The 24,983-nt window shown below is 45.0% G+C and carries 21 protein-coding genes, 1 tRNA gene and 1 pseudogene; 4 read left to right on the top strand and 19 right to left on the bottom strand.

Annotation, left to right across the window (positions count from 1 at the left end):
• Window positions 1-143: 143 nt before the first annotated feature.
• Both BMW45_RS22775 and pduL read right to left on the bottom strand, forming a co-directional pair.
• The gene (locus tag BMW45_RS22775) at window positions 144-1,337 is read right to left on the bottom strand and encodes an acetate/propionate family kinase (RefSeq protein WP_092249344.1); all 1,194 of its coding nucleotides are present in this window, start codon (window positions 1,335-1,337) and stop codon (window positions 144-146) included.
• 21 nt (window positions 1,338-1,358) lie between these two features.
• Window positions 1,359-1,928 carry a phosphate propanoyltransferase gene (gene pduL / locus BMW45_RS22770; RefSeq protein WP_092249342.1) on the bottom strand — a complete coding sequence of 190 codons (570 nt, stop codon included), beginning with the start codon at window positions 1,926-1,928 and terminating at the stop codon, window positions 1,359-1,361.
• A gap of 164 nt (window positions 1,929-2,092) precedes the next feature.
• Here pduL and BMW45_RS22765 point away from each other — a divergent pair, with 164 nt between their 5' ends.
• Window positions 2,093-3,352, top strand: a complete 1,260-nt coding sequence (locus BMW45_RS22765) for a nucleotidyltransferase (RefSeq protein WP_092249339.1) — start codon at window positions 2,093-2,095, stop codon at window positions 3,350-3,352.
• Here BMW45_RS22765 and BMW45_RS22760 read toward each other — a convergent pair.
• The 10 genes from BMW45_RS22760 to BMW45_RS22715 all read right to left on the bottom strand — a co-directional run bounded on the left by BMW45_RS22760 (window position 3,347) and on the right by BMW45_RS22715 (window position 12,578).
• Window positions 3,347-3,853 (bottom strand): NUDIX hydrolase, encoded by a 507-nt coding sequence (locus BMW45_RS22760; RefSeq protein WP_092249336.1) that lies wholly within the window; start codon window positions 3,851-3,853, stop codon window positions 3,347-3,349. The two genes, BMW45_RS22765 and BMW45_RS22760, sit on opposite strands and share 6 nt — an antisense overlap.
• A gap of 36 nt (window positions 3,854-3,889) precedes the next feature.
• Window positions 3,890-4,234, bottom strand: a complete 345-nt coding sequence (locus BMW45_RS22755; RefSeq protein ID WP_025232911.1) for a phenylpyruvate tautomerase MIF-related protein — start codon at window positions 4,232-4,234, stop codon at window positions 3,890-3,892.
• Window positions 4,235-4,299: 65 nt separating this feature from the next.
• Window positions 4,300-5,472, bottom strand: a complete 1,173-nt coding sequence (locus BMW45_RS22750; protein ID WP_092251162.1) for a class I SAM-dependent methyltransferase — start codon at window positions 5,470-5,472, stop codon at window positions 4,300-4,302.
• A 70-nt stretch (window positions 5,473-5,542) separates the two neighbouring features.
• Window positions 5,543-6,184: a histidine phosphatase family protein gene (locus tag BMW45_RS22745; RefSeq protein WP_092249333.1), complete on the bottom strand. Its 642-nt coding sequence runs from the start codon at window positions 6,182-6,184 to the stop codon at window positions 5,543-5,545.
• Between the two features lie 26 nt (window positions 6,185-6,210).
• The gene (locus BMW45_RS22740; RefSeq protein WP_092249330.1) at window positions 6,211-7,575 is read right to left on the bottom strand and encodes a PFL family protein; all 1,365 of its coding nucleotides are present in this window, start codon (window positions 7,573-7,575) and stop codon (window positions 6,211-6,213) included.
• Window positions 7,576-7,614: 39 nt separating this feature from the next.
• The gene (locus tag BMW45_RS22735; protein WP_054791792.1) at window positions 7,615-7,887 is read right to left on the bottom strand and encodes an ACT domain-containing protein; all 273 of its coding nucleotides are present in this window, start codon (window positions 7,885-7,887) and stop codon (window positions 7,615-7,617) included.
• A 105-nt stretch (window positions 7,888-7,992) separates the two neighbouring features.
• Window positions 7,993-8,790, bottom strand: a complete 798-nt coding sequence (locus BMW45_RS22730; RefSeq protein WP_025232906.1) for an MBL fold metallo-hydrolase — start codon at window positions 8,788-8,790, stop codon at window positions 7,993-7,995.
• Window positions 8,791-8,864: 74 nt separating this feature from the next.
• On the bottom strand, window positions 8,865-9,446 hold the full coding sequence (gene coaE, locus BMW45_RS22725; protein ID WP_092249327.1) for a dephospho-CoA kinase: 582 nt from the start codon (window positions 9,444-9,446) through the stop codon (window positions 8,865-8,867).
• A gap of 108 nt (window positions 9,447-9,554) precedes the next feature.
• Window positions 9,555-12,107 carry a DNA polymerase I gene (gene polA / locus BMW45_RS22720; RefSeq protein WP_092249324.1) on the bottom strand — a complete coding sequence of 851 codons (2,553 nt, stop codon included), beginning with the start codon at window positions 12,105-12,107 and terminating at the stop codon, window positions 9,555-9,557.
• 123 nt (window positions 12,108-12,230) lie between these two features.
• Window positions 12,231-12,578, bottom strand: a complete 348-nt coding sequence (locus tag BMW45_RS22715; RefSeq protein WP_025232903.1) for an anti-sigma factor family protein — start codon at window positions 12,576-12,578, stop codon at window positions 12,231-12,233.
• A 134-nt stretch (window positions 12,579-12,712) separates the two neighbouring features.
• On the opposite strand from BMW45_RS22715, the gene BMW45_RS22710 reads away from it, so the two are divergent.
• The 3 genes from BMW45_RS22710 (at window position 12,713) to upp (ending at window position 15,072) form a co-directional block, all read left to right on the top strand.
• A tRNA-Leu gene (locus tag BMW45_RS22710) sits at window positions 12,713-12,795 on the top strand.
• 228 nt (window positions 12,796-13,023) lie between these two features.
• On the top strand, window positions 13,024-13,866 hold the full coding sequence (locus tag BMW45_RS22705) for a polysaccharide deacetylase family protein (RefSeq protein ID WP_092249321.1): 843 nt from the start codon (window positions 13,024-13,026) through the stop codon (window positions 13,864-13,866).
• Window positions 13,867-14,442: 576 nt separating this feature from the next.
• A complete protein-coding gene (gene upp / locus BMW45_RS22700) occupies window positions 14,443-15,072 on the top strand; it encodes a uracil phosphoribosyltransferase (protein WP_025232901.1) in 630 nt (209 codons plus the stop codon).
• An 82-nt stretch (window positions 15,073-15,154) separates the two neighbouring features.
• Here the strand turns inward: upp and BMW45_RS22695 are convergent, their stop codons facing one another.
• The 7 genes and pseudogenes from BMW45_RS22695 to BMW45_RS22665 form a co-directional block, all read right to left on the bottom strand.
• Window positions 15,155-16,483 carry a sodium-dependent transporter gene (locus BMW45_RS22695; protein WP_092249318.1) on the bottom strand — a complete coding sequence of 443 codons (1,329 nt, stop codon included), beginning with the start codon at window positions 16,481-16,483 and terminating at the stop codon, window positions 15,155-15,157.
• Window positions 16,484-16,494: 11 nt separating this feature from the next.
• Window positions 16,495-17,178 (bottom strand): LbetaH domain-containing protein, encoded by a 684-nt coding sequence (locus BMW45_RS22690; protein WP_092249315.1) that lies wholly within the window; start codon window positions 17,176-17,178, stop codon window positions 16,495-16,497.
• 11 nt (window positions 17,179-17,189) lie between these two features.
• Window positions 17,190-19,315, bottom strand: a pseudogene (locus BMW45_RS29045) (DNA topoisomerase).
• A 77-nt stretch (window positions 19,316-19,392) separates the two neighbouring features.
• On the bottom strand, window positions 19,393-20,283 hold the full coding sequence (locus BMW45_RS22680; protein ID WP_092249312.1) for a DMT family transporter: 891 nt from the start codon (window positions 20,281-20,283) through the stop codon (window positions 19,393-19,395).
• A 78-nt stretch (window positions 20,284-20,361) separates the two neighbouring features.
• On the bottom strand, window positions 20,362-21,423 hold the full coding sequence (locus BMW45_RS22675; protein ID WP_092249309.1) for an aldose epimerase family protein: 1,062 nt from the start codon (window positions 21,421-21,423) through the stop codon (window positions 20,362-20,364).
• Between the two features lie 67 nt (window positions 21,424-21,490).
• The gene (gene asd, locus BMW45_RS22670; RefSeq protein ID WP_092249306.1) at window positions 21,491-22,579 is read right to left on the bottom strand and encodes an aspartate-semialdehyde dehydrogenase; all 1,089 of its coding nucleotides are present in this window, start codon (window positions 22,577-22,579) and stop codon (window positions 21,491-21,493) included.
• Between the two features lie 160 nt (window positions 22,580-22,739).
• Window positions 22,740-24,974, bottom strand: coding sequence for a DNA gyrase/topoisomerase IV subunit A (locus BMW45_RS22665; RefSeq protein ID WP_092249303.1), 2,235 nt, complete (start codon window positions 24,972-24,974; stop codon window positions 22,740-22,742).
• Between the last annotated feature and the right edge of the window lie 9 nt (window positions 24,975-24,983).

The following is a 24,983-nucleotide window of genomic DNA, read 5'->3' as shown; positions in this document are numbered from 1 at the left end:
ATACGCACCTATGTTATTATACATATGGGTGCAACATTTGTCAACAAATATTTCCATATTTGAAGTAACAGTTCAGCCATACTAATGAATGGTATGGCTGAACTGTAACCCATACTCAACATCATGTACCATTTTATTCCGGATTATACCAGAGCTTTTGTCTCTCTTGCAATGGCCAGCTCTTCATTGGTAGGAATTACGCATACCTTTACCTTGGAATCCGGTGTGGAGATCATGACACGTTTTCCTCTTGCTTTATTGGCTTCAGCATCAATAGAAATACCAAGGTAGCCTAAATATTCACAAACCGCACCTCTGATCGGCTTATCGTTCTCACCCACGCCAGCAGTAAACACAATAGCGTCAACACCGTTCATAGCTGCTACATAGGAACCGATATATTTTGCCACGCGGTAAATAAATGCCTGGATCGCAATATCAGCCAGACGATTTCCTTCTCCCTGTGCCTTCTGCACATCACGGAAATCGCTGGAAATACCGCCGGACATACCAAGGATACCGGATTTTTTATTTAAAATGTCCAGTACCTCATTAACGCTCTTGCCTTCCTTATTACAGATAAACTGAATAACAGTAGGATCGATGTCACCGCTTCTGGTACCCATGATAAGACCCTCTAAAGGAGTCAGTCCCATGCTGGTATCCACGCACTTGCCGCCGATGGAGGCAGAAATGCTGGCTCCGTTTCCTAAGTGGCATACGATTACCTTGCCATTCTTATGATCCAGATCACAATAAGTTAAAGCTTCATTGGATACAAATTTGTGGCTTGTTCCATGGAAGCCGTAACGGCGAATGCTGTATTTCTCATAATATTCATTAGGAATAGCATACATGCCTGCTTTATCTGGCATACCCATACCGAAAGAAGTATCAAATACCGCTACATTAGGAACTCCCGGTACAGCTTCCTCACATGCTTCAATTCCCATAAGGTTTGCCGGATTATGCAAAGGTCCTAAATCAAAGCAGTCACGGATAACCTTTTTCACGTCTTCATTTACTACGATAGAATCGCTGTAAATCGTTCCTGCATGGAGAACCCTGTGTCCTACTGCAGAAATTTCACTGGTATCCTTGATTACACCGTATTTCGGGTCAACCAATGCATCCAAAACCAGCTTGATAGCAACGGTATGGTTCGGCATCTCTTTCTCTACTACCATATCCTCATTGCCTTCTGACTTGTGAGTCAGCTTGGAACCGGCAATGCCGATTCTCTCGCATAAGCCTATTGCTAAGACTCCCTCGTTCTCCATATCGATCAGCTGGTACTTTAAGGAAGAGCTTCCGCAGTTAATAACTAAAATTTTCATATTCCTTTGATTCTCCTTCATTTATTTAATAATTTCGCCGTACTGTTCTCTGCCACAGCTTGCTGCGTTGGATTCGTCTGTGTCAATGTGCATAGCTAAAGCATAATTTTCATTTACACGCACAACCACATCTCCGAAAATAAGGCTTCTACCGTCTGTGTCTATTTTCACAGAAACAACTTCACCATCTTTAACACCAAGCTTTTCTGCTTCTGCAGGAGTTGCATGGATATGACGTTTTGCAACGATCACGCCCTCTGTTATCTCAATTTCACCAGCAGGTCCTACGATCTTGCATGCACCGCTGCCGGCAACGTCGCCGGATTCTCTTAAAGGCGCAACAATTCCAATGGAACGGGCATCGGTTGCGGAAAGCTCTATCTGAGTCGCTTTTCTAACCGGGCCTAAAATGGAAATTCCTTTAAACTCGCCCTTGGAACCAACAACAGTTACTCTCTCCTCACAGGCATACTGGCCTGGCTGGGATAAAGATTTTTTCTTTGTTAACTCATAGCCGTTTCCAAATAAAATCTCAAGATGTTCCTGAGTTAGATGTACATGTCGAGCTGATGTTTCAACGATAAAATTCATACCTATCTATTCTCCTGTTCTTTTAATCGATGTTTTTCACCGATTCTCACTCTATTCTATGAGGATTCGCTAAAATTTTCAAGTGTTGTGCTAAAATAATTTGCATTTTTTGCGAAACAATCGCATAATAGAGGATAAGAATAAGAAAAAGGATATCTTTTAACATGAAAAACAAAAGTTCTCTAGCCGTTGGTATTATCGCTGAATACAATCCTTTCCACGATGGACATGCTTACCATATCAGGAAAGCCAAGGAAATCTCTCATGCAGACTATTGCATCGTGGCTATGAGCGGGGATTTTGTCCAAAGAGGAGCTCCTGCCATCTATGATAAATATACAAGGACAGCCATGGCATTGTCTTGCGGAGCCGACTTGGTAATCGAGCTTCCGTCTGTCTTTGCTTCCAGCAGTGCAGAGGATTTTGCGGCAAGTGGGATCGCCCTTCTTAACAATCTGGGAGTGGTTGGCAGCGTCTGCTTTGGAAGCGAATGCGGTAATGTGGAAAAACTTACCGGTATTGCTTCTATTTTAGCCACAGAACCCCCTGTTTATACGAAAGAGCTGCGCAGAGAGCTGAAAAAGGGGGCCACCTTTCCCCAGGCCAGAAATCTGGCCCTTATTTCCTGTGGAATCTTAAATGAGGATGAGGCTTCCATTCTGGCCTCCCCAAATAACATCCTGGGAATCGAATATTGCAAGGCTCTTTACAGGCAGAAAAGCCCAATGACTCCAGTTACAATATCCAGAAAAGGATATGGGTATCACGATACCAGTCTTGCCTCCGAAGGTTTCAGTTCTGCAACCGGAATCAGGAAAGCCATTTATGAAAATCCGGATATCCTGATGCAGGCGGAGTCTTCCCTGATACAGGTGCCGGATTCAGTAAAACAGATGATGTCCCAGAGCTTTCCTGTGTTTATTGACGATTTCAGCGCCTTATTAAATACAACCCTGCTTAAATTGGATTGCGAAGATATTCCCTATAAGAAGTATGCCGACGTTTCTGAAGAACTGGCAGCCAGACTCTTAAGGCAGCTTCCGGATTTCCTACCTTTTGAGGAAAAAATCAACCTCTTAAAAACAAGGCAATATACTTATACACGGATCAGCCGGGCGCTTCTTCATATCGCCCTTGGAATCACTGCCCATCAGGTTGTTTTAGGCCGGAACGCCGGTTACGCCCCATATGCCCGGGTTTTAGGCTTTAAAAAAACTTCCGCAGGTCTTATGGGAGAAATAAAAAAGAGAGGGAGCATCCCTCTCATCACAAAAACTGCCGATGCAAGACTCATTCTTTCCGGAGCAGCCTGGTCCATGCTCCGCCAGGATTTTTACTGCTCCCACATTTATCAGACCATTGTGCAGGACAAATATCGCATAAAAATGAAAAATGAGTTCACTCATTCCGTCGTCATCCTATGATGGCGGCTGAATGAATTCCCTGATCCTATCTTTATATAGAAGAAACCGGGATTTAGGAACTACGATTCCCTGTTTCCACATTTCAAGGAGCTGTTCAAACGTAACAAACTTCGCATCTACCACTTCTTCCTGCTGAATGGTTATGTCATTTATGGTAACCTTTTGTCTGGTGATATAAGTGTCCACAAACCGCTCTTTCAGACGGATTGCATGAATCAGGATGAGCTGCTCTTTTTCCGCCCGGATCCCAACTTCTTCAGAAAGTTCCCGAAGGGCTCCTTCTATGCTGGTTTCTCCCGCAAGAACAGAGCCCCCGGAGCATTCCCACATAAGACCGTAAGGCTTATCCGGATGCCTTTTGGTGAGCAAAATCTCCTGATTTCCATTTACAAGCCAGATATCCGACACAAGGTGATATTCTCCTGTACCAAGCGGTACTCCGCGGACATGGGTTTTTCCAGTGGCCACCCGGTTTTCATCATAAACATCCCAAAGCTCCATAAACCATTCCTCCCGAATAAGAATCAGCTGGTGCAGCTAAAAGTTTCCTCCGTTCCAACCCCAGTGATCCACTTCTTCATATTTCACATAAATTTTATCCTGGGCGATGGATAGCACATCTTTATAGATTTTACAGATCTCAGCGGTCAGCCTGTCGTAATCCCGTTCTGATGCATGACCAAAAATCTTTACTTCCACAAAAGCTAGCTTTGTATTATTATTTCCTTTAAAGTAAAGGGAACAGTTATCTTCAAAGCCAACCATAAGCCAGCTTTCCGATTTACCGGGAATGAGGCTGATGGCCTGTCCAAGCTTTGTTTTTAGTGCTGCTTTTTCCTCTTCTGATAATGCGACATTTACTTTCGAGTTGATGAAAGGCACTGATTTCTCCTCCTTAATTGTTTTATATATCATACCACATATAATCAAAAATTACCATCCACTTTCTAATTCTTATCCTCTTCTATAAGCAGGTCAGCAAGAGTCAGTTTCCCGTGGAGAAATTCCATGATTTCCTGGATCTCCCTTCGGTTATCTTTCTTTTCGCCCTGTTTTACTCCGCGAATCAAAATATTTTTCGGTGTATGCTCCATGTCGATGAATTCCAGAATTTGAGTCCGGTATCCCTGGTTTTCCAGAATTTCTGCCCTAAGTGCATCCGTATATAGAGCTGCCATCCGTTCCTGGATCAGACCATATTGAAATACGGGAGCCATAAGCTCCTGATGCATGGTTTTATTCAGCTCATGCTGACAGCAGGGAACTGATAAAATGACAGAGGCTCCCCAGCGGACTGCCTTTGCCAAGGCATAGTCTGTAGCGGTATCACAGGCATGAAGAGTTACTACCATATCCACATGGTCCACTCCCTCGTAGGAAGCGATATCTCCATGATAAAATTTTAACTTATCATATCCATACCGCTCTCCCAGGCGGTTACAGTCATCAATGACCGTCTGCTTTAAATCAAGCCCGATGACACGGATCAAATACCCTTTCAGCTCATGAAGATAGTAATACATGGCAAAGGTCAGATAGGATTTCCCGCAGCCAAAATCAATGATCACATTCTCTCTGCTCTTATCAAGCCTGGGTAGGATATCCTCAATAAATTCTAAGAACCTGTTGATCTGGCGAAACTTATCATATCTGGAAGCAATGACTTTTCCTTCCGCCGTCATGACTCCCAGATCCACCAGAAAGGGGACTGGTGTGCCTTCTTTTAATATATAACTTTTCTGTCTGTTATGCTGAAGGACCGGGGAAGGAGCCGCAATCTTTTGCTGCCGCTTTATCTTGATGCTTGGGCTTCCTTTCTTGCTCATCAGCACTCTGACCTGACCTTTCCTGGATTCCAGTTCCATCTGACGAAGCGTTCCATCCAGCAGATCAACGATATAAGAGATGCATTCTCCTGCAGAATAATTCTTATGAAAAGCCTGGTTTCCTACCAGCTCTTCCGCTTGAAAAATCAGGCTCCCTTTTAGCAAAAGCGGGCGTACCTTTACTTTGGAAACGCCCTGCTTATCTGATGGATTGCTGATTACGATCCGAAGCAGATTTTCATCAAGAAACTCTCTTCCAATCTGAATTAAATGTTCTTTTTCCTTTTCTTCCATGAAATTAGGCAATTCCTTTCCTATTTCTCGCCCATGCTCTTTGGGCATAAAGGTACACCCGATGGGTGTTTCAGTTTTCTGCATCCACCCAGCTTGCCCGCAAAAGCTCCGGGTAAGGTTCAAGATGCGCATAATCATTAAAACGTTCCATTAAAAAACGCCCTGTTTTTTCGTTCCAGTGCACTTCTGTAATACTGCAGTTCTCAAGGGAATTTCCAAGGAGACGATAATATTTCGGTTCCATATGAAGCAGTGCAGATGTCACGGAGCGGATCACGCCTCCGTGAGTCACAACGGCTACATTCTGGTAACCGCTTGCGACTATTTCTTCAAGGACAGGGATGGCCCGTTTCATCACATCCCCGGCACACTCGCCTCCGGGGTAGGGCAAATCCTGTTCCAGCCGTGCCTGTTCTTTCTGAAAATCCCCGTATTTTGCCGCTATCTCCTCATCCGCCATGCCTTCCATATCTCCAAAGGAAATCTCTCTAAGCTCCTGTCTTATGATGTGCTTTGCATTCCAGTACCGGTTTGCTTCCCTGGCGGTTTCCACCGCCCGGATCAAATGGCTGGAATATACCGCTTCAATGCCTATGGAGGCAAGCCGTTCCCCGACTAAGGCCGACTGACGTCGGCCTTCTTCAGATAGATCTACATCGATATTACAGAGTTTGCTGTTTTGCCGTCCATGGCGAATCAAATAGATATTCATTCCCTGTATCCATCCTCCACCGGTACTTAATTTTTAAAGCTGTGAATAGGCGCCGGAATCCGTCCGCCTCTGGTTACGAATTTCTCGCAGGAGTACTTGCTGACCGGCATAACAGGAGCATATCCCAATAAACCGCCGAATTCCACCGTCTCTCCCACGGATTTTCCAATAACCGGAATAATGCGGACTGCCGTTGTCTTCTGGTTTACCATTCCGATCGCAGATTCATCTGCAATAATCCCTGCAATGGTAGTAGCAGGTGTGTCTCCAGGAATTGCGATCATATCAAGTCCCACTGAGCAGACACAGGTCATGGCTTCCAGTTTCTCAATATTTAATGCTCCCATGGCTACCGCATCGATCATTCCCTGATCTTCGCTGACCGGAATAAACGCACCGCTCAAACCGCCCACATAGGAGGATGCCATAACGCCGCCTTTTTTTACCTGGTCATTTAATAGGGCAAGGGCAGCCGTGGTACCCGGTGCGCCTACCCGTTCCAGACCGATCTCTTCCAGGATTTCAGCCACACTGTCACCAACAGCTGGAGTCGGTGCAAGAGATAAATCAATGATACCAAATGGAACATTCAGCCTTTTTGACGCCTCCTGGGCAACCAGCTGACCCACACGGGTTATCTTAAAGGCGGTTTTCTTAATGATTTCACAAAGAACTTCAAAATCCTTTCCTCTGGCTGCTTCAATGGCGGTCTTAACAACCCCAGGACCGCTGACTCCCACATTAATGATGACATCCGCTTCCGTCACCCCGTGAAACGCTCCTGCCATAAAAGGATTATCATCCGGCGCATTGCAAAATACCACCAGTTTGGCGCAGCCGAGGGAATCAATGTCCTTGGTGGCCTTTGCCGTTTCCACTACAGTTTTTCCCATAAGAGCCACTGCATCCATGTTAATGCCTGTCTTTGTGGAACCTACATTCACAGAGCTGCATACACGGTCTGTACAGGCGAGAGCTTTTGGTATGGAGCAGATCAGGTTTTTATCCGCAGCGGTCATTCCCTTGCTCACAAGGGCAGAATAGCCGCCAATGAAATTAACGCCCACTTCCTTGGCCGCACGGTCAAGGGTCTGTGCAATGGTCACAAAATCTTCCGGACTCTTGCAGGCCGCACCGCCGACTATGGCAATGGGAGTTACAGAAATTCTTTTATTTACAATGGGAATTCCAAAATCCTTTTCAATCTCCTTACCTACTGCCACAAGATCTTTTGCAACGGTTGTAATTTTATTATAAATTTTTTCATTCACCGTTTTTAAGTCACTGTCACTGCAGTCAAGAAGACTGATGCCCATGGTAATGGTACGTACATCAAGCAGCTCCTGTTCGATCATTTTATTGGTTTCATTAACTTCAAACATATTTAACATATCGGGAACCCATCCTTTTCTTATGCCTTGAACTTGTTATCAGATACGGTGCATGCTGGTAAAAATCTCTTCACGCTGGCATTTCACCTTTACTCCGATTTCATCGCCAATTTGTTCCAGTTCATCAGCCAGTTCACCGAAAGGCTTTGTTGCATCATTGATATCCACGATCATCATCATATTAAAGAAGCCCTGGACAATGGTTTGGGAAATATCCAATATGTTCACCTGGTTGCCTGCTAAATAAGTACAAATCTTTGCTATGATCCCTACGGTATCTTTTCCAACTACTGTAATAATCGTTTTGTTCATAATGTTTCTCCTCTTTCATTAGAATTATATCATGGACCTGCGGTTCATAATCAACATTCAACCTTCGCGCCGATGAGCAAGCTTATCTTCGCTCTCTTGCGCTCGTTATATCGTAATAATCTCTGACATCTGATCCCTTTTTGCAACCGCTATGGAAAAATCAGATGCCTTAAATGGATTATCTCCTTCTGTGATCTCAAGCCTTACCGTCTCATAAGCAAGCTCTTCATAATTGTTCTCCTTGCTTAAGTGGCCCAGCAAAATCTTCTTTAAATTATCATGAAGAATACAGCACAAAAGCCGTCCCGCATTCTCATTGGAAAGGTGTCCGTGATCTCCCAGGATCCGGCGTTTCAGATAGTAGGGATAAGGCCCTGCCTGCAGCATATTTACATCGTGATTGGACTCGATTAATACCGCATCTAGTCCCTGAAGATGCTCAATAATATACTGGTCGTAATGCCCCATATCCGTGGCAACCGCAACAGACTTGTGTCCATGCTGGATCCGGTAAGCCACCGGCTTTACCGCATCGTGATCAATGGAAAAAGGCTTTACTTCCAGATCCCCAACATTAAAATCCACATCAGGCCTGATGGCACAAAATAATTCCCTGGGGTATTCCCCTAAATACTTCTGCTTTGATATCTCTTCCAGGGTCTCACTGGTCCCATAAATAGGAACCCCATATTTCCTGGCCAGAACTCCCAGTCCTTTCGTATGGTCGGAGTGTTCATGGGTGATGACGATTCCTGTGAGTTCACTGCCCTTTACTCCGATTTCGTTTAATCCCTGTTGGATCCGTTTGTTGCTTATCCCGGCATCCACCAGGATATGCGTGGTATCGGAGCCCACATAAATGCAGTTTCCGCTGCTTCCGCTTGCAATACTTACCAATCTCATATTATCCTCTTTTCAGCCCTGCATTCTGGATGATCCCCCCGCTTTTCCGGGTGTAATGGGATACCCACAGGGTATTACCCTCTGCTTTTCAATAATTCAGCCAGCTGCTGCTTTACATCCTCCATGGAACCGTTATTTTCAATCACCCGCGTACTGCGGTTTAAAAACTCAGATTCAGAGGCCTGACTCGCCATGATACGCTCCGAATGCTCTCTCGTATAGCTCCTGCTTTCCGCCAAACGGCGGATCCGGTTCTCCTTTGAAGCATGAACGTACCACATCTCATCCCAGCTGTCATCCATATTTTCATTCATAATTGCAAATTCTACCACAATAAGCCCTGCTTGGGAAGCAGAAATTTTATCCTCAATGGTTTTCCATACCATAGGGTGAATGATTCCATCTACGGTTTTCCTTGCGCTGTCATCCTCAAAGATACGTGCGGCCAAAGCTTTGCGGTCAATGGTTCCATCGGGGTTTAGAAGGTCTTCCCCCAAGGCTGACTTAACGGCCAGGTAGCCTTCTTTTCCCGGCTCCATGAGCTCATGGGCCACTTCATCCGCCTTGATTACTTCCGCACCGTATTCCTCTTTTAAAATAGAAAGAACCAGACTTTTTCCGGCTCCGACCCCTCCGGTCAATCCAATCACTCTCATCCTATCACCAACCCTTTATTCTCGTAAAGGCAGCGGCCCAGATGGACATGTCTGCATGTCCATCTGGCGACAGCCCATCAAATACTTTGCAGTCTGCTGCAAGGTATTTTACTTTGCATCAAACCAGGAGTCTCCTATATTGGCCTCTACTTCAAGGGACACTGCAAGGTCCGCAGCATGCTTCATTTCTTCCACAAGAAGCTCTTTTACCTTATCAACCTCATCATGATATGCTTCAATGAGAAGCTCATCATGAACCTGAAGGACGATCCTGGATTTTAATCCCTGTTTTCTCAAAGCATGATCCACCCGGATCATGGCAATCTTGATAATATCTGCCGCAGTACCCTGGATGGGAGAATTCATGGCGACCCGTTCTCCAAAAGAGCGCTGCATGAAGTTAGAGGATTTAAGCTCCGGGACGGGACGGCGTCTCCCAAACATGCTGACTGCATAGCCCTGTTCTTTCGCCTCAGATACAAGGCTGTCTAAAAATGACTTCACACCCGGATAGGTTTCAAAATATTTACTAATGTATTCCGAAGCCTCTTTTCTGGTAATGCTTAAGCCCTCGCTTAGTCCAAAGGAGCTGATTCCATATACAATGCCAAAGTTTACGGCCTTTGCGTTCCTTCTCTGGAGAGGCGTCACCTCATTTAACGGAACATGAAACACCTGGGAAGCCGTGATGGCATGGATATCCTCTGCCTGCCGGTAAGCGTCGATAAGACGCTGGTCCCCTGACATATGGGCCAGTACTCTCAGCTCAATCTGAGAATAATCCGCATCAACAAACTGGCATCCCTCCTGAGGAACAAAAACCTTCCGGATTTCCCTTCCAAGCTCCATGCGGACCGGAATGTTCTGCAAGTTAGGTTCTGTACTGCTGATTCTTCCCGTGGCTGTAATTGTTTGGTTAAAGGTTCCGTGAATCCGCTCATCCGGCCCAATGTAAGCTGCCAGCCCGTCTGCGTAGGTGGAATTTAATTTCGTCAGCTGTCTGTAATCCAGAATCAGGTTGACCACAGGCCAGTCAGATGCCAGCTTTTCCAATACATCCGCTGCCGTTGAATAACCGGTTTTGGTCTTTTTCCCTCCCGGAATCTTCATATGGTCAAAGAGAACCTCTCCTAACTGCTTAGGGGAATTGATATTAAAGGTTTCTCCCGTTTCTTCATATATCTTTTGCTCAAGCTCTGTGATGCGGACCTTTAAACGGTCACCATATTCCTTCAGGCGTTCCCTTTCCACGCGTATTCCTGCCTCTTCCATATGAAACAGGCTGTAGATCAAAGGCATTTCGATCTCATAATACAGCTTATCCATGCCCGCCTGTTCCAATGATTCACGAAGCAGGTCTTGGCTTTTTAAAGCGACATAGGACATATAGCAGATGCAGATAACGGCTTTTTCCTTATCACCCTCCAGCGCACGTTTAAAGGAGCTTTTTCCTAAAAGCTCTGTTTTAGATGGAATGGAGAGATCCAGATAATCCTCCGCCAGATCATTGTATTCATAGGAATCCTTTAACGGGTTTAACAGATATCCGGCAACTCCTGCATCAAACACCGGTTGTTCCGGCGTAAGCTTTAAAAACGCCAGCTGGCTCTTTAAGTGAAAAACAGTTGTCTGCCCCGCTCTTTTACAGACTTCCTCTGCTTTCTCTGCCAGATATTGCGGCGTAAGAGTCCCCTGGGGAATAAAGCAGTAACACTCTGTCTCACTTAGGCAAAGAGACAGAGCTGACACAGCCTTGTCCTCAATTACCAGCTGCAGCCCCAACCGACAACCCACTTTGCACTTTAAAAATATGGTTTCAGCTTCTGAAAGGTCTGTAACAGCATGAAAGTCAGATTCCAGGGAAGGTTCCTCATCTTCTCCAGGGAAAACGGCCGGAACAAAATCCATATCAATAATTTTCTGAATCTCTGCCTGCTGGGGAGTTTTTGTGTAGTCCAGGCTGATATCGCAATCCCTGCGAAGGGCAGCAAGTTCTACCTTACGCTTTATCTCTTCCTGATTCCCGGTAAGTGCCTCCCGGATTCTCTGAGACCCTATTTCTTCTATGTGGTTATAAATATTTTCTACATTATGGTACTCCCTGATCAACTGACAGGCAGTTTTCTCACCAATCCCCCATGCTCCGGATAGCGCAAAAACTCCGGCCAGGGACTCCGGCTCCAGGCCAAATTCTTCCCGTATGAGCTCTATGGAATAGGATTTAAACTCCAGACCCTCTTCTCTTACAACCGGTATCTTAAGGGTCACATGTTCTTCCACTGCCTGCAAAAGCTTTCGCTCCCCAGTCAGAAGCAGGACTTCCCCTTCCTCTTCCTGACACCTTTTTGCCAATGAGGCCAGAATATCGGCGGAAGTATATCCGTCCTTATCCAAAGCAGGAATATCCAGGGAAAGCAACGCCTCCCTTAAGCGCTCTTCCTCCTTTAAAAGGCCTTGGTTCACCGCCGTATTTTTATATATTTCTTTATGGCTGCCTTCTGTTTCGGAATCAAAGGCCACTGCCACATAGTCCGCTTCTTTTGTCTCTAAAAGCTTCACGATCAGGCTTTGAATCCCTCTCGCCCCATTGGAAGGAAGACCATAAAAGGCGTTCCTTAGCATACTGTTTCCATCTACTAAAACGATATTTTTTCTACTCATGTTTCCTCTTTCCTACCCATTTTTTTTGGCATTAAGGTATACCCGCAGGGTATTTCCTCTTTCCTGCCCATGCTGTTTGGGCATAAAGGTATACTAGGTATACTCATTGGTCACTTTCTCCCATCATAGTAAGCCCCACTGCAGCCAAATCCGGCATTGCAGAAGGACCGTAAAAAACAGTGCCATTACACTTACCGTAGCAACCGCATACCTGGCAATTTTAATACACCGTATAACCTGAAGCCTTTGTCTGGACTGTTCTATGGCGGCCTCCAGCGCTCCTTTTATATTATAATTCCCCGTTTCGGAATCCAGCTGCCTGATTCCCACGTCCACAGTAAAGTATATTTCCAGTTCCTCCCGGCAATCCGGGCAGGATTCCATATGTTCCAGAAATTCACACAGCTCTTCGTCTGTCAGTTCATCATTGATGTATGGCATAACCAGACGTTCTGCTTCCTTACATGTCATGGTCCAGACACCTCCTTAATTATATCTTTTGTCTATCATACAATATATTTTGCTCATTTTCAATTTAATAATCGTAAAAAAACACTTGCCAAATGGAAAATCCTATGATAAAATAATGAGCGTTGTAAGGAAAGGCCGGCATGTCGGAATGGCAGACGAGGCGGACTCAAAATCCGTTGATGGCAACATCGTGTGGGTTCAAGTCCCACTGCCGGCACTACACCCTTGGCAGGGAGCAAGGCTCTGGAAAGCTGAAACATTCAGTTTTCCAGGGCCTTTTCTCTATTCTGCGGCTTGTTCATCTTCGTATCTTACGGCATTTTCTGCAATACCTTACTTCCAAAATTTTCCTATACTTTTTCTTAATTCGGGGAAAATCACGGGCACAACTGCAATATTTGTGATATACTGTAAAAAATCAGCAAAAATGAAGGGAGGTAATCCTATGAAACGAAATACTGTTATCCCAGCCCTTTTCATCGGCTGCACCCTGATTTTAAGCGGCTGCGGACAAAAGAATTATGTTAAAACCGACGTGCCAGCCACTACCACTGCTGTAACAGGAGAATCCATGTCCTCTGCCACAGAAGCACCAGAACCTGTAAAGATCGAAAACCCGGATACCCTGGCTCAGCAAAAGGAATCGGGCAAGAACACCTCTGCCGCCGGCATCACCGCTGCCCTCCACACCTATAAGGATGGAAATGTTTCCATTCAGTATCCGGCTGTCTCCGGATTGGAGGATGGGGCCATGGAGGAAAAAATAAACGACCTGTTAAAAAGCAATGCCTTAGAGATATTAAAAGCCTATTCCGTCAATGTAGAAAAGGACAGCCTTTCCCTTACAGCCAAGGTAAACTCCGTAGACAGGAAGCGTATCACAGTTATATACACCGGACTCTTTTCCGGGGATGGAGCTGCGCATCCGGTCAATGTGTTTTTTACCAACACGGTTGATATGTCTCTGGCTAAGGATATAAGACTCACGGATTATGCAGATCCCAATGCGCTGGCTGAATACATCCGTTCTGATGACTGTCTGCTCTATGATGCATCTCCTGAACTTGCAAAAGCCTTAATTCCTTATTTTGTTCAAACCAGCATGGATACATATGCCAAAATGTTCCAAAAAGCTGATTTTCCCTTGGAAGCAGCATCCTCAGGCAACACTCCTGCCTTTCCGGAATCCTTTAGCTATGAAGATAGCGGTACCATAATTATTTCCATTCCGGTGCCTCATAGCCTGGGTGATTTTGCGCTGATAAAATATACTCCTGAGACAAAATAGGAAAAATAGTTGCCTTTTACCTCTTTCTCTGTTAGAATAGTACGGAAAATAAAAAGAAATGGGGTAGAAAAATGAGTAACAACGCAAAACTGACAACCCGAGATTATCTGCTCAGTATCAGACATATGTTCGTCATCTTCGTTGCAACCGTGCATACCCTAAATGACAGGTCACAATCTATCGTTGGCATTATTTTCAGCAAGCGACGGCAACTTAATATTCCACTGCTGTACTAAATTTAGAGTTCCTGCATTTCTTGGTTCCTCCTTTACTTTTCTGGCCGCTGCCACTGCAGTTATCCGGCCGGTTGGAACCGTGATCCCAGGAAACGTACCTTTAGTACAGGGTGGAATTATTTTCGCCCCGAGGGCCAGACCATCGTTGGACTGATTCTGATATTCGAACCTGGATTCGCACAGCTTGGAGAACTTAATGTTATAGCAGGCTCTATTACAAGAAACAGCTTAGGTCTGTCTCTAGCAGTCATAATCGTTGTTCTCATGAACCTCATATTACCGGAAACCCTGATACTCTAAGAGAATAAAGAAAGGATTTAAAACAATTATGGACTTTTCAATGGACAATGTAACCGTTTTTACTCACCCGCTTATTCAGCACAAGATCTCTATTTTAAGAGATAAGAGGACAGGCACCAATGAGTTCCGTGCCCTCATCGAAGAAATTGCAATGCTGATGGGATTTGAGGCCTTAAGAGATCTCCCCTTACAGGATGTAGAGGTGGAAACTCCTATTGAGACCTGCATGACTCCTATGATTGCCGGTAAAAAAATGGCTGTCGTTCCTATCCTTCGTGCAGGACTGGGCATGGTCAACGGAATCCTGGCTTTGGTTCCCTCTGCAAAAGTAGGCCACATCGGCCTGTACCGGGATGAAGTTACCCATGAGCCTCACGAATACTACTGTAAGCTGCCAAGCCCAATCGAGCAGAGAACCATTGTTGTGACAGATCCTATGCTGGCAACCGGCGGTTCCGCAGTAGCCGCTGTGGATTTCATCAAACAGCATGGCGGAAGAAACATCAAATTCATGGCTATTATCGCTGCTCCGGAGGGCTTAAAGAGACTCCGTGAGGCACATCCGGACATTCAGATCTACATCGGGCATCTGGACCGCCAGTTAAATGATAACGCCTATATCTGTCCTGGTCTGGGAGATGCAGGAGACAGAATCTTCGGTACAAAATAGCAGACAACTAAGGACCACTTAAAAACGCACCTTGATCCGGCATATCCTGCCGCTTCAAAGTGCGTTTCTTTTTGACTATATTTTATCCGATTCCTTTATATAGGATGCTAAGTGCGAACACTAACGCAGCAAGAAAAACATAGATGTATTTTGCAGTAAAAAGATAAGCCGCCCCTAAAGGCTTTTTCCTTCCCCTGTTTAATTCTTCCATGATCTTTCCGTCTTTTAAGACCCAGTAAATCATAATAGAGCATAAAACAGCGCCAAAAGGAACTACGTATATTGTAATCAGATCCATAAAGAATCCCATATAAGGCTCGTGTTCTATGAAGAGTCCTGGAATAAACACCGCTGCCCCTACTAAAAAAATAGCCTTCTTACGTGAAAAGTGCAAGTGGGTCTGTACAGCCTCTGAGCATACCTCAAGCATGTTTACCAGGGAAGTCACCCCTGCAAATAATACGGAAAGGAAAAACAGCACTGCCACCCATCTTCCTGCCGGAATCATGGAAAAGACCTTTGGTACTGTGATGAACATAAGAGGCGGGCCGCTTGCAGGATCCATCTGGAAGGCAAAGACCGCCGGAATGATGGCAAATCCAGCCAAAAGCGCAGCAACTGTGTCAAGGAATGCAGTGGTAATGGCTGCTTTGGGAATATCTTCTTTTTTATCCAGGTAGCTTCCGTAAATGACCATTCCGGATCCTGTAATGGATAAGGAAAAGAATGCCTGACCCATGGCCATGACCCAGGTTTCCGGCTTCAATAAATATTCCCATCTGGGAACCAGCAGATATTCATAGCCAGCCATAGAACCAGGAAGAAAAAATACTCGGATCGCAATGATCGCAAACAGGATGAAAAAAGACGGCATCATGATTGCATTTACTTTTTCAATCCCCTTTAAAACACCCCCTGCTAACACAGCCACAGTAATGACCACCACAAGGAAATGCCAGGGTACGCTGCCGAATTTTCCTGTCATGCTGGAAAAGTATTCCGTTGCCTCCGTATTCATCATCACGCCGCTTAAGGAACCGAACAGATACTTAAGAACCCAGCCTACAATGATGGCATAGCCAATTGCAATGCCAAAAGACCCGATCAAGGGGATGGCTCCAATAAATCCGCCTCCTTTTTTCCCTCTGGTCTTCATGGCATAGTCGTAGGAACCAATAGGGCCTGTCCCCGTCAGCCTGCCAAAGGCAAACTCGCCGGAAAGACCAACCATACCAAACAAAAAAATAAAACCAAAATACACCAATAAAAAAGCGGCTCCCCCGTACTGCCCCAGGCGGTAGGGAAACATCCAGATGTTCCCCATACCTACCGCAGAGCCAACAGAGGCGAGAATAAACCCAATCCGAGAACCAAAGGTTCCGTTCTTCGCCGCAGTGTGTTGTTTATCCATTGTACTGTTCCTTATTCCTCAATGATTTTTTTCTCTACGATTTCACCCTGATTCTTATAGATGGAGTTAGCATCTACACAGCCTCTGACGCAGGAAAGAGGATAAATATTGGATTTTGGTCCGATCACGGTACCAGGATTCAAGACTGCACCGCAGCCAACTTCTGTGAAATCACCTATGATCGCACCGAATTTCTTAAGACCGGTCTCAATATCCCCGTCTTCTGCATGAACCGTAACCAAAGACTTATCGGATTTTACGTTGGAAGCCAGAGAAGAAGCACCCATATGAGACTTATAGCCTAAGATGGAATCTCCTACATAGTTATAATGAGGAACCTGCACACCATCAAAAAGAATGGAGTTCTTAATTTCAGAAGAGTTTCCTATCACTGCGCCTTCTCCAATGATGGCGTTGCCTCTGATAAATGCGCAATGACGGATCTGTGCGCCCTTACATATGATCACATGCTCACCCATACATGCTGTTGGCGGAAGATTGATGGATTTATGGATCCATACTGCTTTTCCTACGTGAACATACTCATCCTTTGGTAGACGCTCTCCCAGAGAAACAATGAATTCACTGATTTTCGGGAGGATTTCCCATGGATAAGTGGTCTGCTCAAATAATAATTTTGCTATTGTATGGTTAGTATCAAATAAGTCCTGGTTTGTCATATCTTCTTTTTTCATTTTATATTCTCCTATTTTTGTTTATTATAATTAGCTGCCGCAGCATCAAATACACCATGCAGATCGTAATGATTATTGAGTCTTAAAACTCCTGCGGTCCGCCCGGCAACAAAATTCTCCAGCTTCTGCATATACTCTTCCGGGGTTATGGACCCCTCGGCCACATAAGTCAGCCCTTTTTCCCAGCTTGCCGTCAATTCCGGATTAAGAAGCTGTCTGATGGAAGCATTGACTACGTCGAAAATCATTTCTCCCAATAGAGTGGGAACAATTACCTGGGTTTTGCTGTTCAAGGAAAGATACTTGATATTGCACAGCTTTTTTAAAATCTCAGCCCGGGTAGCACTGGTTCCTATTCCGCTTCCCTTTATCTGGGCGCGGAGCTCTTCATCTTCTATAAGCTGTCCGGCATTTTCCATGGCTAAGATCATGGAACCGGATGTATAGCGCTTGGGAGGGGAAGTTTCTCCTTCCTTAATCGTCAGCTTTTTAAGAGGAAGCTTCATTCCCTTTTTCAGGGTGCCAAGCATGGCAACGAATGCGGGATTATCCATTTGATTCTGAGAGGATTCCTGGTTGTTCTCCTCTTGTCCATTTTCCTCAGAAGGCTTTTCTCTGTTTCCTTCATCCTGCTGCTTCTTTTTCCCCCAGGACACCTCTGCAACTTTTAAATAACCCGCTTCCAGCATGACCCGGAAATTGGCATAAAAATGTTCCTTTCCTGATACCTGATTCGGGGCAGGATCTGTAGCAGGGTTCCCAGTATCCGCCATAAGCTCCAGGGCATATTTCTGATAAACAGCCGGCGGATAAAAGACACTTATAAATCTTCTTGCTATGACTTCATAAACTTTCAACACCAGGGGAGACAGTCCCCTCAATGCGCCAAGTCCCTGGCCGGTGGGTATGATGGCATAATGGTCCGTTATCTGCTTGTCATTGACATACCTGGTTTTTTCAATGGTCTTGTAAGATCCCTTCTCCATAACCTCTGCCGCTGCTTCCGCCATAGGTTCAAAGCCCTTAAGCCCGGCTATGTTCTTATGGATCTCCTTTGCAACCGCCGTAGATAAAACCCTGGCATCGGTTCTTGGGTAAGTGACCAGTTTCTTTTCATAAAGCTCCTGAACCACCTTTAAGGTCTCATCAGGACTGATCTTAAACATCTTGGAACAGTCATTCTGAAGCTCAGCCAGATTGTAAAGCAAGGGGGATTCTTTGTTTCCTTTTTCTTTTCTATGGAAGCAACGGTCCCTTCCATGGGATCCATGAGAGACAGGGTGTTTATCAGATCTTCTGCATATTTTCGTTCCTTAAAGCCGTTTTCCTTATAAAGGAACGGGGATTCGAAATATTTGGATCCTGGAGCACTTCTCCACTCCCCATCAAAATCCATACCCAATAATTCGGGATTCGCTGCATCCTCTCTGGAAAAGGTTCCGATCACACGGTAAAACGGTGTTTTAACAAAGTCCCGAACCTCTCGTTCTCTCCGCACCACCATCCCCATGACGCAGGTCATGACCCGGCCAACAGATATTACCGTATTCTTCCCGCTTTTTAAGTAATTGGAAATATGCTGCCCATACCTTAGTGTAAGCAATCGGGAAAAATTAATTCCCATGAGATAATCTTCTTTTGCCCTTAAATAGGCTGAGGCAGAAAGATTATCGTATTCGGATTCATCCTTTGCTTCCCGGATGCCTCTTAAAATCTCATCCTCTGTCTGAGAATCAATCCACACACGTCTCTGTTTCTTGTCCTCCACTCCTGCCATTTGCGCCACCAGGCGGTATATGTACTCTCCTTCCCGCCCGGAGTCCGTGCACACATAAATGGTATCCACATCAGGACGGTTGAGCAGACTGCTTACAATCTTAAATTGTTTTTCAGCGTTTGGGATCACCTCATACTTAAATTCCTTGGGAAGAAAAGGAAGGGTGGATAGGCTCCACCGTTTGAATTTGGGATCATAGCTTTCCGGATAGCTCATCGTTACCAGATGCCCTACGCACCAGGTTATGATCACCTGATCCGATTCTATATATCCATCCCTGCGCCTTCCATTCACCTTTAAAGCATTGGCAAATTCCTGGGCCACACTTGGTTTTTCTGCAATGTATAACGATTTTGACATATATCTCCCTACCGCCTTATGATAGTAACCTGTTCATTATAACACTAAAATTCATGAATGGCAAATCTTTCTGATAACTATGCCTTTGCGGAGCCTTTCCTTTTATATTCAGATAAGAGGACGGAGGTGAACATCAGCACACATCCTGCAGCCAGTTTTATCGTCACCTGCTCCTCCAAAAACAGAACGGAAAACATCAGGCCGAATACAGCTTCAAAGGATAAAATAATGGAGGAAGTATTGGGAGTCAGATGCTTTTGTCCCACATTTTGAAGAAGAAAACAGATCATCGTGCAAAAGATACCCAGATATAACAATCCGGTCATCATGGAAGTGTCAATCACGGTTAAATCTAAGGAACCTTCCAAAAGCGGAGCAATTACCCAGCTTAAGATCGCAGCCATGACCATCTGGATCACAGTCAGGATAATGGGATCATGATCTTCGGTATAACGATCAATAAAAACAATATGAAACGCAAAGAAAAAGCCGCATACCAAAGTCATCAAATCCCCAATATTCACGGAAAAGTCTCCCTCCAGGGACAACAGCGCAAGTCCCAGCACTGCGATACCTGCTGCTGCCACATTGTTTCTGGAAGGCTTTTTTCTGTTATAAAACCAATGAAGAAATGGCACCAGGATCACGTATAATGTGGTGATAAATGCATTTTTACTGGCAGTGGTATATTTAAGCCCATAGGTCTGAAAAAAATAACTGACAAACAAAAATACGCCTAAAAGTCCGCCGCACATCACATCCGATTTACTGATCTTTTTCACCCGCTTCCAGAATACGGCTACCAGCGCAACAGACGCAATGGTAAAACGTAAAGCCAGCAAGTAAGCCGGAGTAACCACTTCCACCGAATTCTTCATCACAACAAAGCCGCTGCCCCATATGATGGTTGTTATAATCAGACCCAAGGCAGATAATGCCTTAATCCCTTTTCCGTCCTGTTTATTCATATGTACACCTAGATGTCCTTTCACAAAAGAGCAGGGGCGCAGTATTCTGCGTCCCTGGTTTATTTTACCTGCTCATTTCTATTTTATATTAGAAAACTTGTAAATGGTTGTTGTCTTATATTCTTCGCCGGCTTTTATGACTGGAGACTGGAATTCCGATTTGTTTACGGAATCAGGATAATACTGGGTTTCAAAGCAATAGCAGCAACGCTTTTCGTATACCGCTCCGCCTTTGCCCGTCATTCCATTTTTTAAGAAGTTTGCAGTGTAGAACTGTATTCCAGGAAGGTCTGTATATACCTCCATCCGGATGCCTGTCTTATCTGATTCCGATGCGGCACACAGGGAAACCTCACCTTGGGGGTGGTTTAAGACCCAGTTATGATCATAACCTCCGCCGAATATCAGCGCCTCATAGTTCTCATTGATATCCTGCTCAATAGGTTTCATCACAGTGAAGTCCATAGGAGTTCCCTTAACAGGGGTGAACTCCCCGGTGGGAATCGAACCTTCATCCGCCCTTGTATATGTATCTGCATCAATCCAGACACGCTGCTTCATGGCATCTGCACCGTTAAGTCCATCCAGGTTAAAATAACTGTGATTGGTAAAGTTTGCTACGGTATCTGCATCGCAGATCATATGGTAGGAAATATCAAGGCTGTTATCCGGTGTAAGCGTATAGGTTATTGTAATGTTAGCATTCCCTGGGAATCCCTGATCTCCATCCGGTGAAAACAGAGAAAAGCTGACACTGGTTCCAAGATCATTTTCCTCTGCCTCACTGTCCCAAAGACGGCTCTGGTAAAGATCCGGGCCGCTATGAAGATTGTTAGGCCCATTATTAGGATCCAGTTTGTACTCTTTTCCATTAATACTGAATTTCGCACCTGCAATACGGTTGGCATTCCTTCCGATGGGAGCTCCAAAATGAGGCGGATTTAAAAGATATTCCTCCGCGCTGTCAAATCCCAGGACCACATCAACCACAGCACCATCCCTGTCAGGCACATTCATATTGACCCAAACTGCACCCAGATTTGTGAAAGAAGCGGAAACTCCGTTTCTATTTACCAGTGTATACAAATACACTTCCCTTCCATCGGGCATGTTTCCCCAAAGCTCTTTCTTGTATGCCATTTTCCTTCCTCCATATACCTTTTTACTTAAAGCTCTCTCCCTTTCAGTCGAGAGCTCTATGATCCAATCATTCTTTGGCTTTGATATATCCCTTTGCGGTTAAAAGCTCTGCTGAGAGAACCGCACCGCCGGCCGCTCCGCGGACTGTGTTGTGGGACAGACCCACAAATTTATAATCGTAAACCGAATCTTCTCTTAAACGTCCTACTGAAATTCCCATTCCTTTTTCAAAATCCACATCAAGGGTAACCTGTGGACGGTTATCCTCTTCCAGATACTGTATGAACTGCTTGGGAGCGCTTGGAAGCTCAAGTTCCTGCGGAAGACCCTTAAAATTCACTATGCGGTCAATTAATTCCTCTTTGGTAGGCTTTTTGCGGAATTTCACAAATACAGCCGCCGTATGTCCATTTAATACAGGTACCCGGATGCATTGGCAGGTGATGACCGGTTCACTGGCTTTTACGATCTCTCCGTTTTCAATCTTTCCCCAGAGGCGAAGAGGTTCCTGCTCGCTCTTTTCTTCTTCTCCTCCGATATAAGGAATGATATTTTCTACCATCTCCGGCCAGTCCTTAAAGGTCTTTCCGGCTCCGGAGATTGCCTGATAGGTCGTAGCCACCACTTCATAGGGTTCAAATTCCTTCCAGGCTGTCAAAACAGGAGCATAGCTTTGAATGGAGCAGTTAGGTTTTACCACAATGAATCCACGGTCTGTGCCCAGACGCTTTTTCTGATCCTCAATGACTTCAAAATGCTCAGGATTGATCTCAGGCACCACCATAGGAACATCCGGCGTCCACCGATGGGCACTGTTATTTGATACGACCGGTGTTCCGGTCTTTGCATATGCTTCCTCAATGGCCTTTATTTCTTCCTTGGTCATATCCACAGCACTGAAAACAAAATCAACACTGGCAGCAACCGCTTCCACTTCATTTACGTTCATGACAGTTAGATTCTTTACGGCCTCAGGCATTGGAGTGGTCATTTTCCAACGGTCGCCCACTGCTTCCTCATAAGTTCTGCCAGCAGAACGAGGACTTGCTGCCACTGTCACCACCTCATACCATGGATGATTCTCCAGAAGAGAAATAAATCTCTGTCCCACCATACCGGTTGCTCCTAAAACGCCAACTCGCAATCTTTTTTCCATCGCTTTCTCCTCTTTTCTTTTCATTTTGTAATCTTATCATATGCTAAATTCTTAACTATCCTATAACAAAGTGAAAAAAAAATCAATATTTATTCGCCAGAAAAATACATTTGTACGCCATACGCATACATTTCTTTAAAATGTATGCTGGAGTAAAGCATTAAAGGCGCACCTTGCTGCCCTTTCCGTCACGTTTTCCAATCTTCAGCCGGTTTAAATGGACCTCTTTTTCCTTGTAATGAATGATAGGATCCTCGCCTAAAAGATACACTGTCTCCAGCTCCTCGCCTGGCGCCAGCTTGATTCCCCGCACGCCTCTTGCATTCTTCTTCATCTCAGGAATCTCTTCCGTCTGGAAACGTAAAAATACGCCTGCCGACGTCTGCAGCACCACATCCGTCTGTCCTTCCACAACCTGAACGCTGATGACCCCATCTTCGTCCTGAAGCTTAGTAGCCGCTACAGTCCTGTTATTTGTTTCAAATTCCTCGCCCGGTACCAGTTTTACAAGAGCCTGTCTGGTAGCGAATAAAAATTTACGGTTCTTGAAGCTCTGTGCATGGCATAGGTGTATGATCTCTTCCTTTGCCCCATCAAACTTGCTTAAATTATCAATGGGCGTCCCTTTATCCCGCAGCTTGCCGCCTGGAATATCCAGGACCTTCACCTGATGTAAGTTTCCCGTATTGGTGAAGATACATATTTTATCCGTATTCAGACAGTTTACCACATAAGGATTCTCTGTTTCAATGGTTTCTTTGTTTCTTTCATAAGTATTCTTATCAAGCACCTTACAGTAACCAAAACGATCCATGACAAAGGTGACCTCTGATACGGCGACTGCGTCTTCCTCATAAACTGCTTCCCTGCCATCTTCAATAAGAGTTCTTCTTGGAGTCGAATATTCAGCTTTGATATTGTCTAAGTCTTTTTTAATGACTGCATCCATGTTTTTGCGGCTGGACAGGATTTTTTCATATTCAGCGATTTTTGCAAGCGTTTCCTTATACTCCTTTTCCAGCTGAAGGATCTCTAAGCCGATCAGCTTATAAAGACGCATTTCCAGAATGGCTCCCGCCTGTTTTTCCGTAAAGCACAGCTTCTTTGCATCCTCTTCAAATCCCTTGACCCGGAAATTAATATTGGAGATATCTCCGGTCATCAAACAGTTCTTTGCGTCTTTTAGGTTCTTGGAACCTCTTAAAACAGCGATGATCAAGTCAATGACGTCACAGGCTTTTATAAGGCCTTCCCGGATCTCTTTCTTCTCTAACTCTTTTTCCAAAAGGGTCTGATATTTTCTGGTGGCATTTTTATATTGGAAATCCAGGTAGTTTTTAAGGATTCCCTTTAAATCCAGGGTTTCCGGGCGCCCGCCTGCAATGGCCAGCATGTTGACACCAAAGGTATCTTCCAGCTTTGTTTTCTTATAAAGGATGTTGCGGATTTTCTCCACATCTGCATCCTTTCTCAGCTCCAGAACAATCCTGATCCCATCTTTGTTGGACTGGTTGGAAATATCTACCACATCCGTAAGCTTTTTGCTCTCAACCAGGTCTGCCACATCGATCAGAAATTTATTGATTCCGGCTCCCACCATGGTGTAGGGGATCTCATTGATTACCAGTTTATCCTTATCTGCCTTTCGTTTTCCAAGCTCCACTTCTATTTTGCCTCTGAGCTTGATTTTTCCTGCGCCGGTTTCGTAAATGGCAGGCAGATCACTTTTATTGGCTATAATACCGCCAGTGGGGAAATCCGGCCCAGGTAAATATTCCATTAATTCCTGTATGGAAATATCCGGATTGTCAATATACGCACGAACCGCATCTAACACTTCACCCAGGTTGTGAGGGGGAATGCTGGTGCTCATGCCTACCGCAATCCCTTCCGCCCCGTTGATCAGTAAGTTAGGAACCCTAACTGGAAGAACTTCCGGTTCCTTTTCCGTTTCATCATAATTTGGGACAAACTCGACCGTCTTATCCAAGTCCTTTAAATAGACTTCCTCTGCGAACTTTTCCAGCCTGGCTTCTGTGTAACGCATGGCTGCCGCTCCGTCGCCCTCAATGGAACCGAAGTTTCCGTGGCCGTTGACTAAAGGCATCCCCTTTTTAAATATCTGGGACATGACTACCAAGGTTTCGTAAATGGAACTGTCTCCATGGGGATGGTATTTACCCATGGTATCGCCCACGATACGTGCCGACTTCCGGTGGGGCTTATCATGGTTTAATCGAAGCTCGCTCATGTCATATAATACTCGCCGCTGTACCGGCTTTAATCCGTCTCTTGCATCCGGGATCGCTCTGGCTGTGATCACGCTCATGGAATAGTTCATGTAGCTCTTCTGCATTTCCTCGGAATATTCTGTTTTAATGATTTTTTCTGCCATTATTCCTTC

Origin of the sequence: Lacrimispora sphenoides (genome assembly GCF_900105215.1) — a bacterium.
Classification (GTDB): Bacteria; Bacillota; Clostridia; order Lachnospirales; family Lachnospiraceae; genus Lacrimispora; species Lacrimispora sphenoides_A.
The sequence above is the reverse complement of the archived record's forward strand: the minus strand, read 5'-3'. Positions and strand labels throughout refer to the sequence as shown.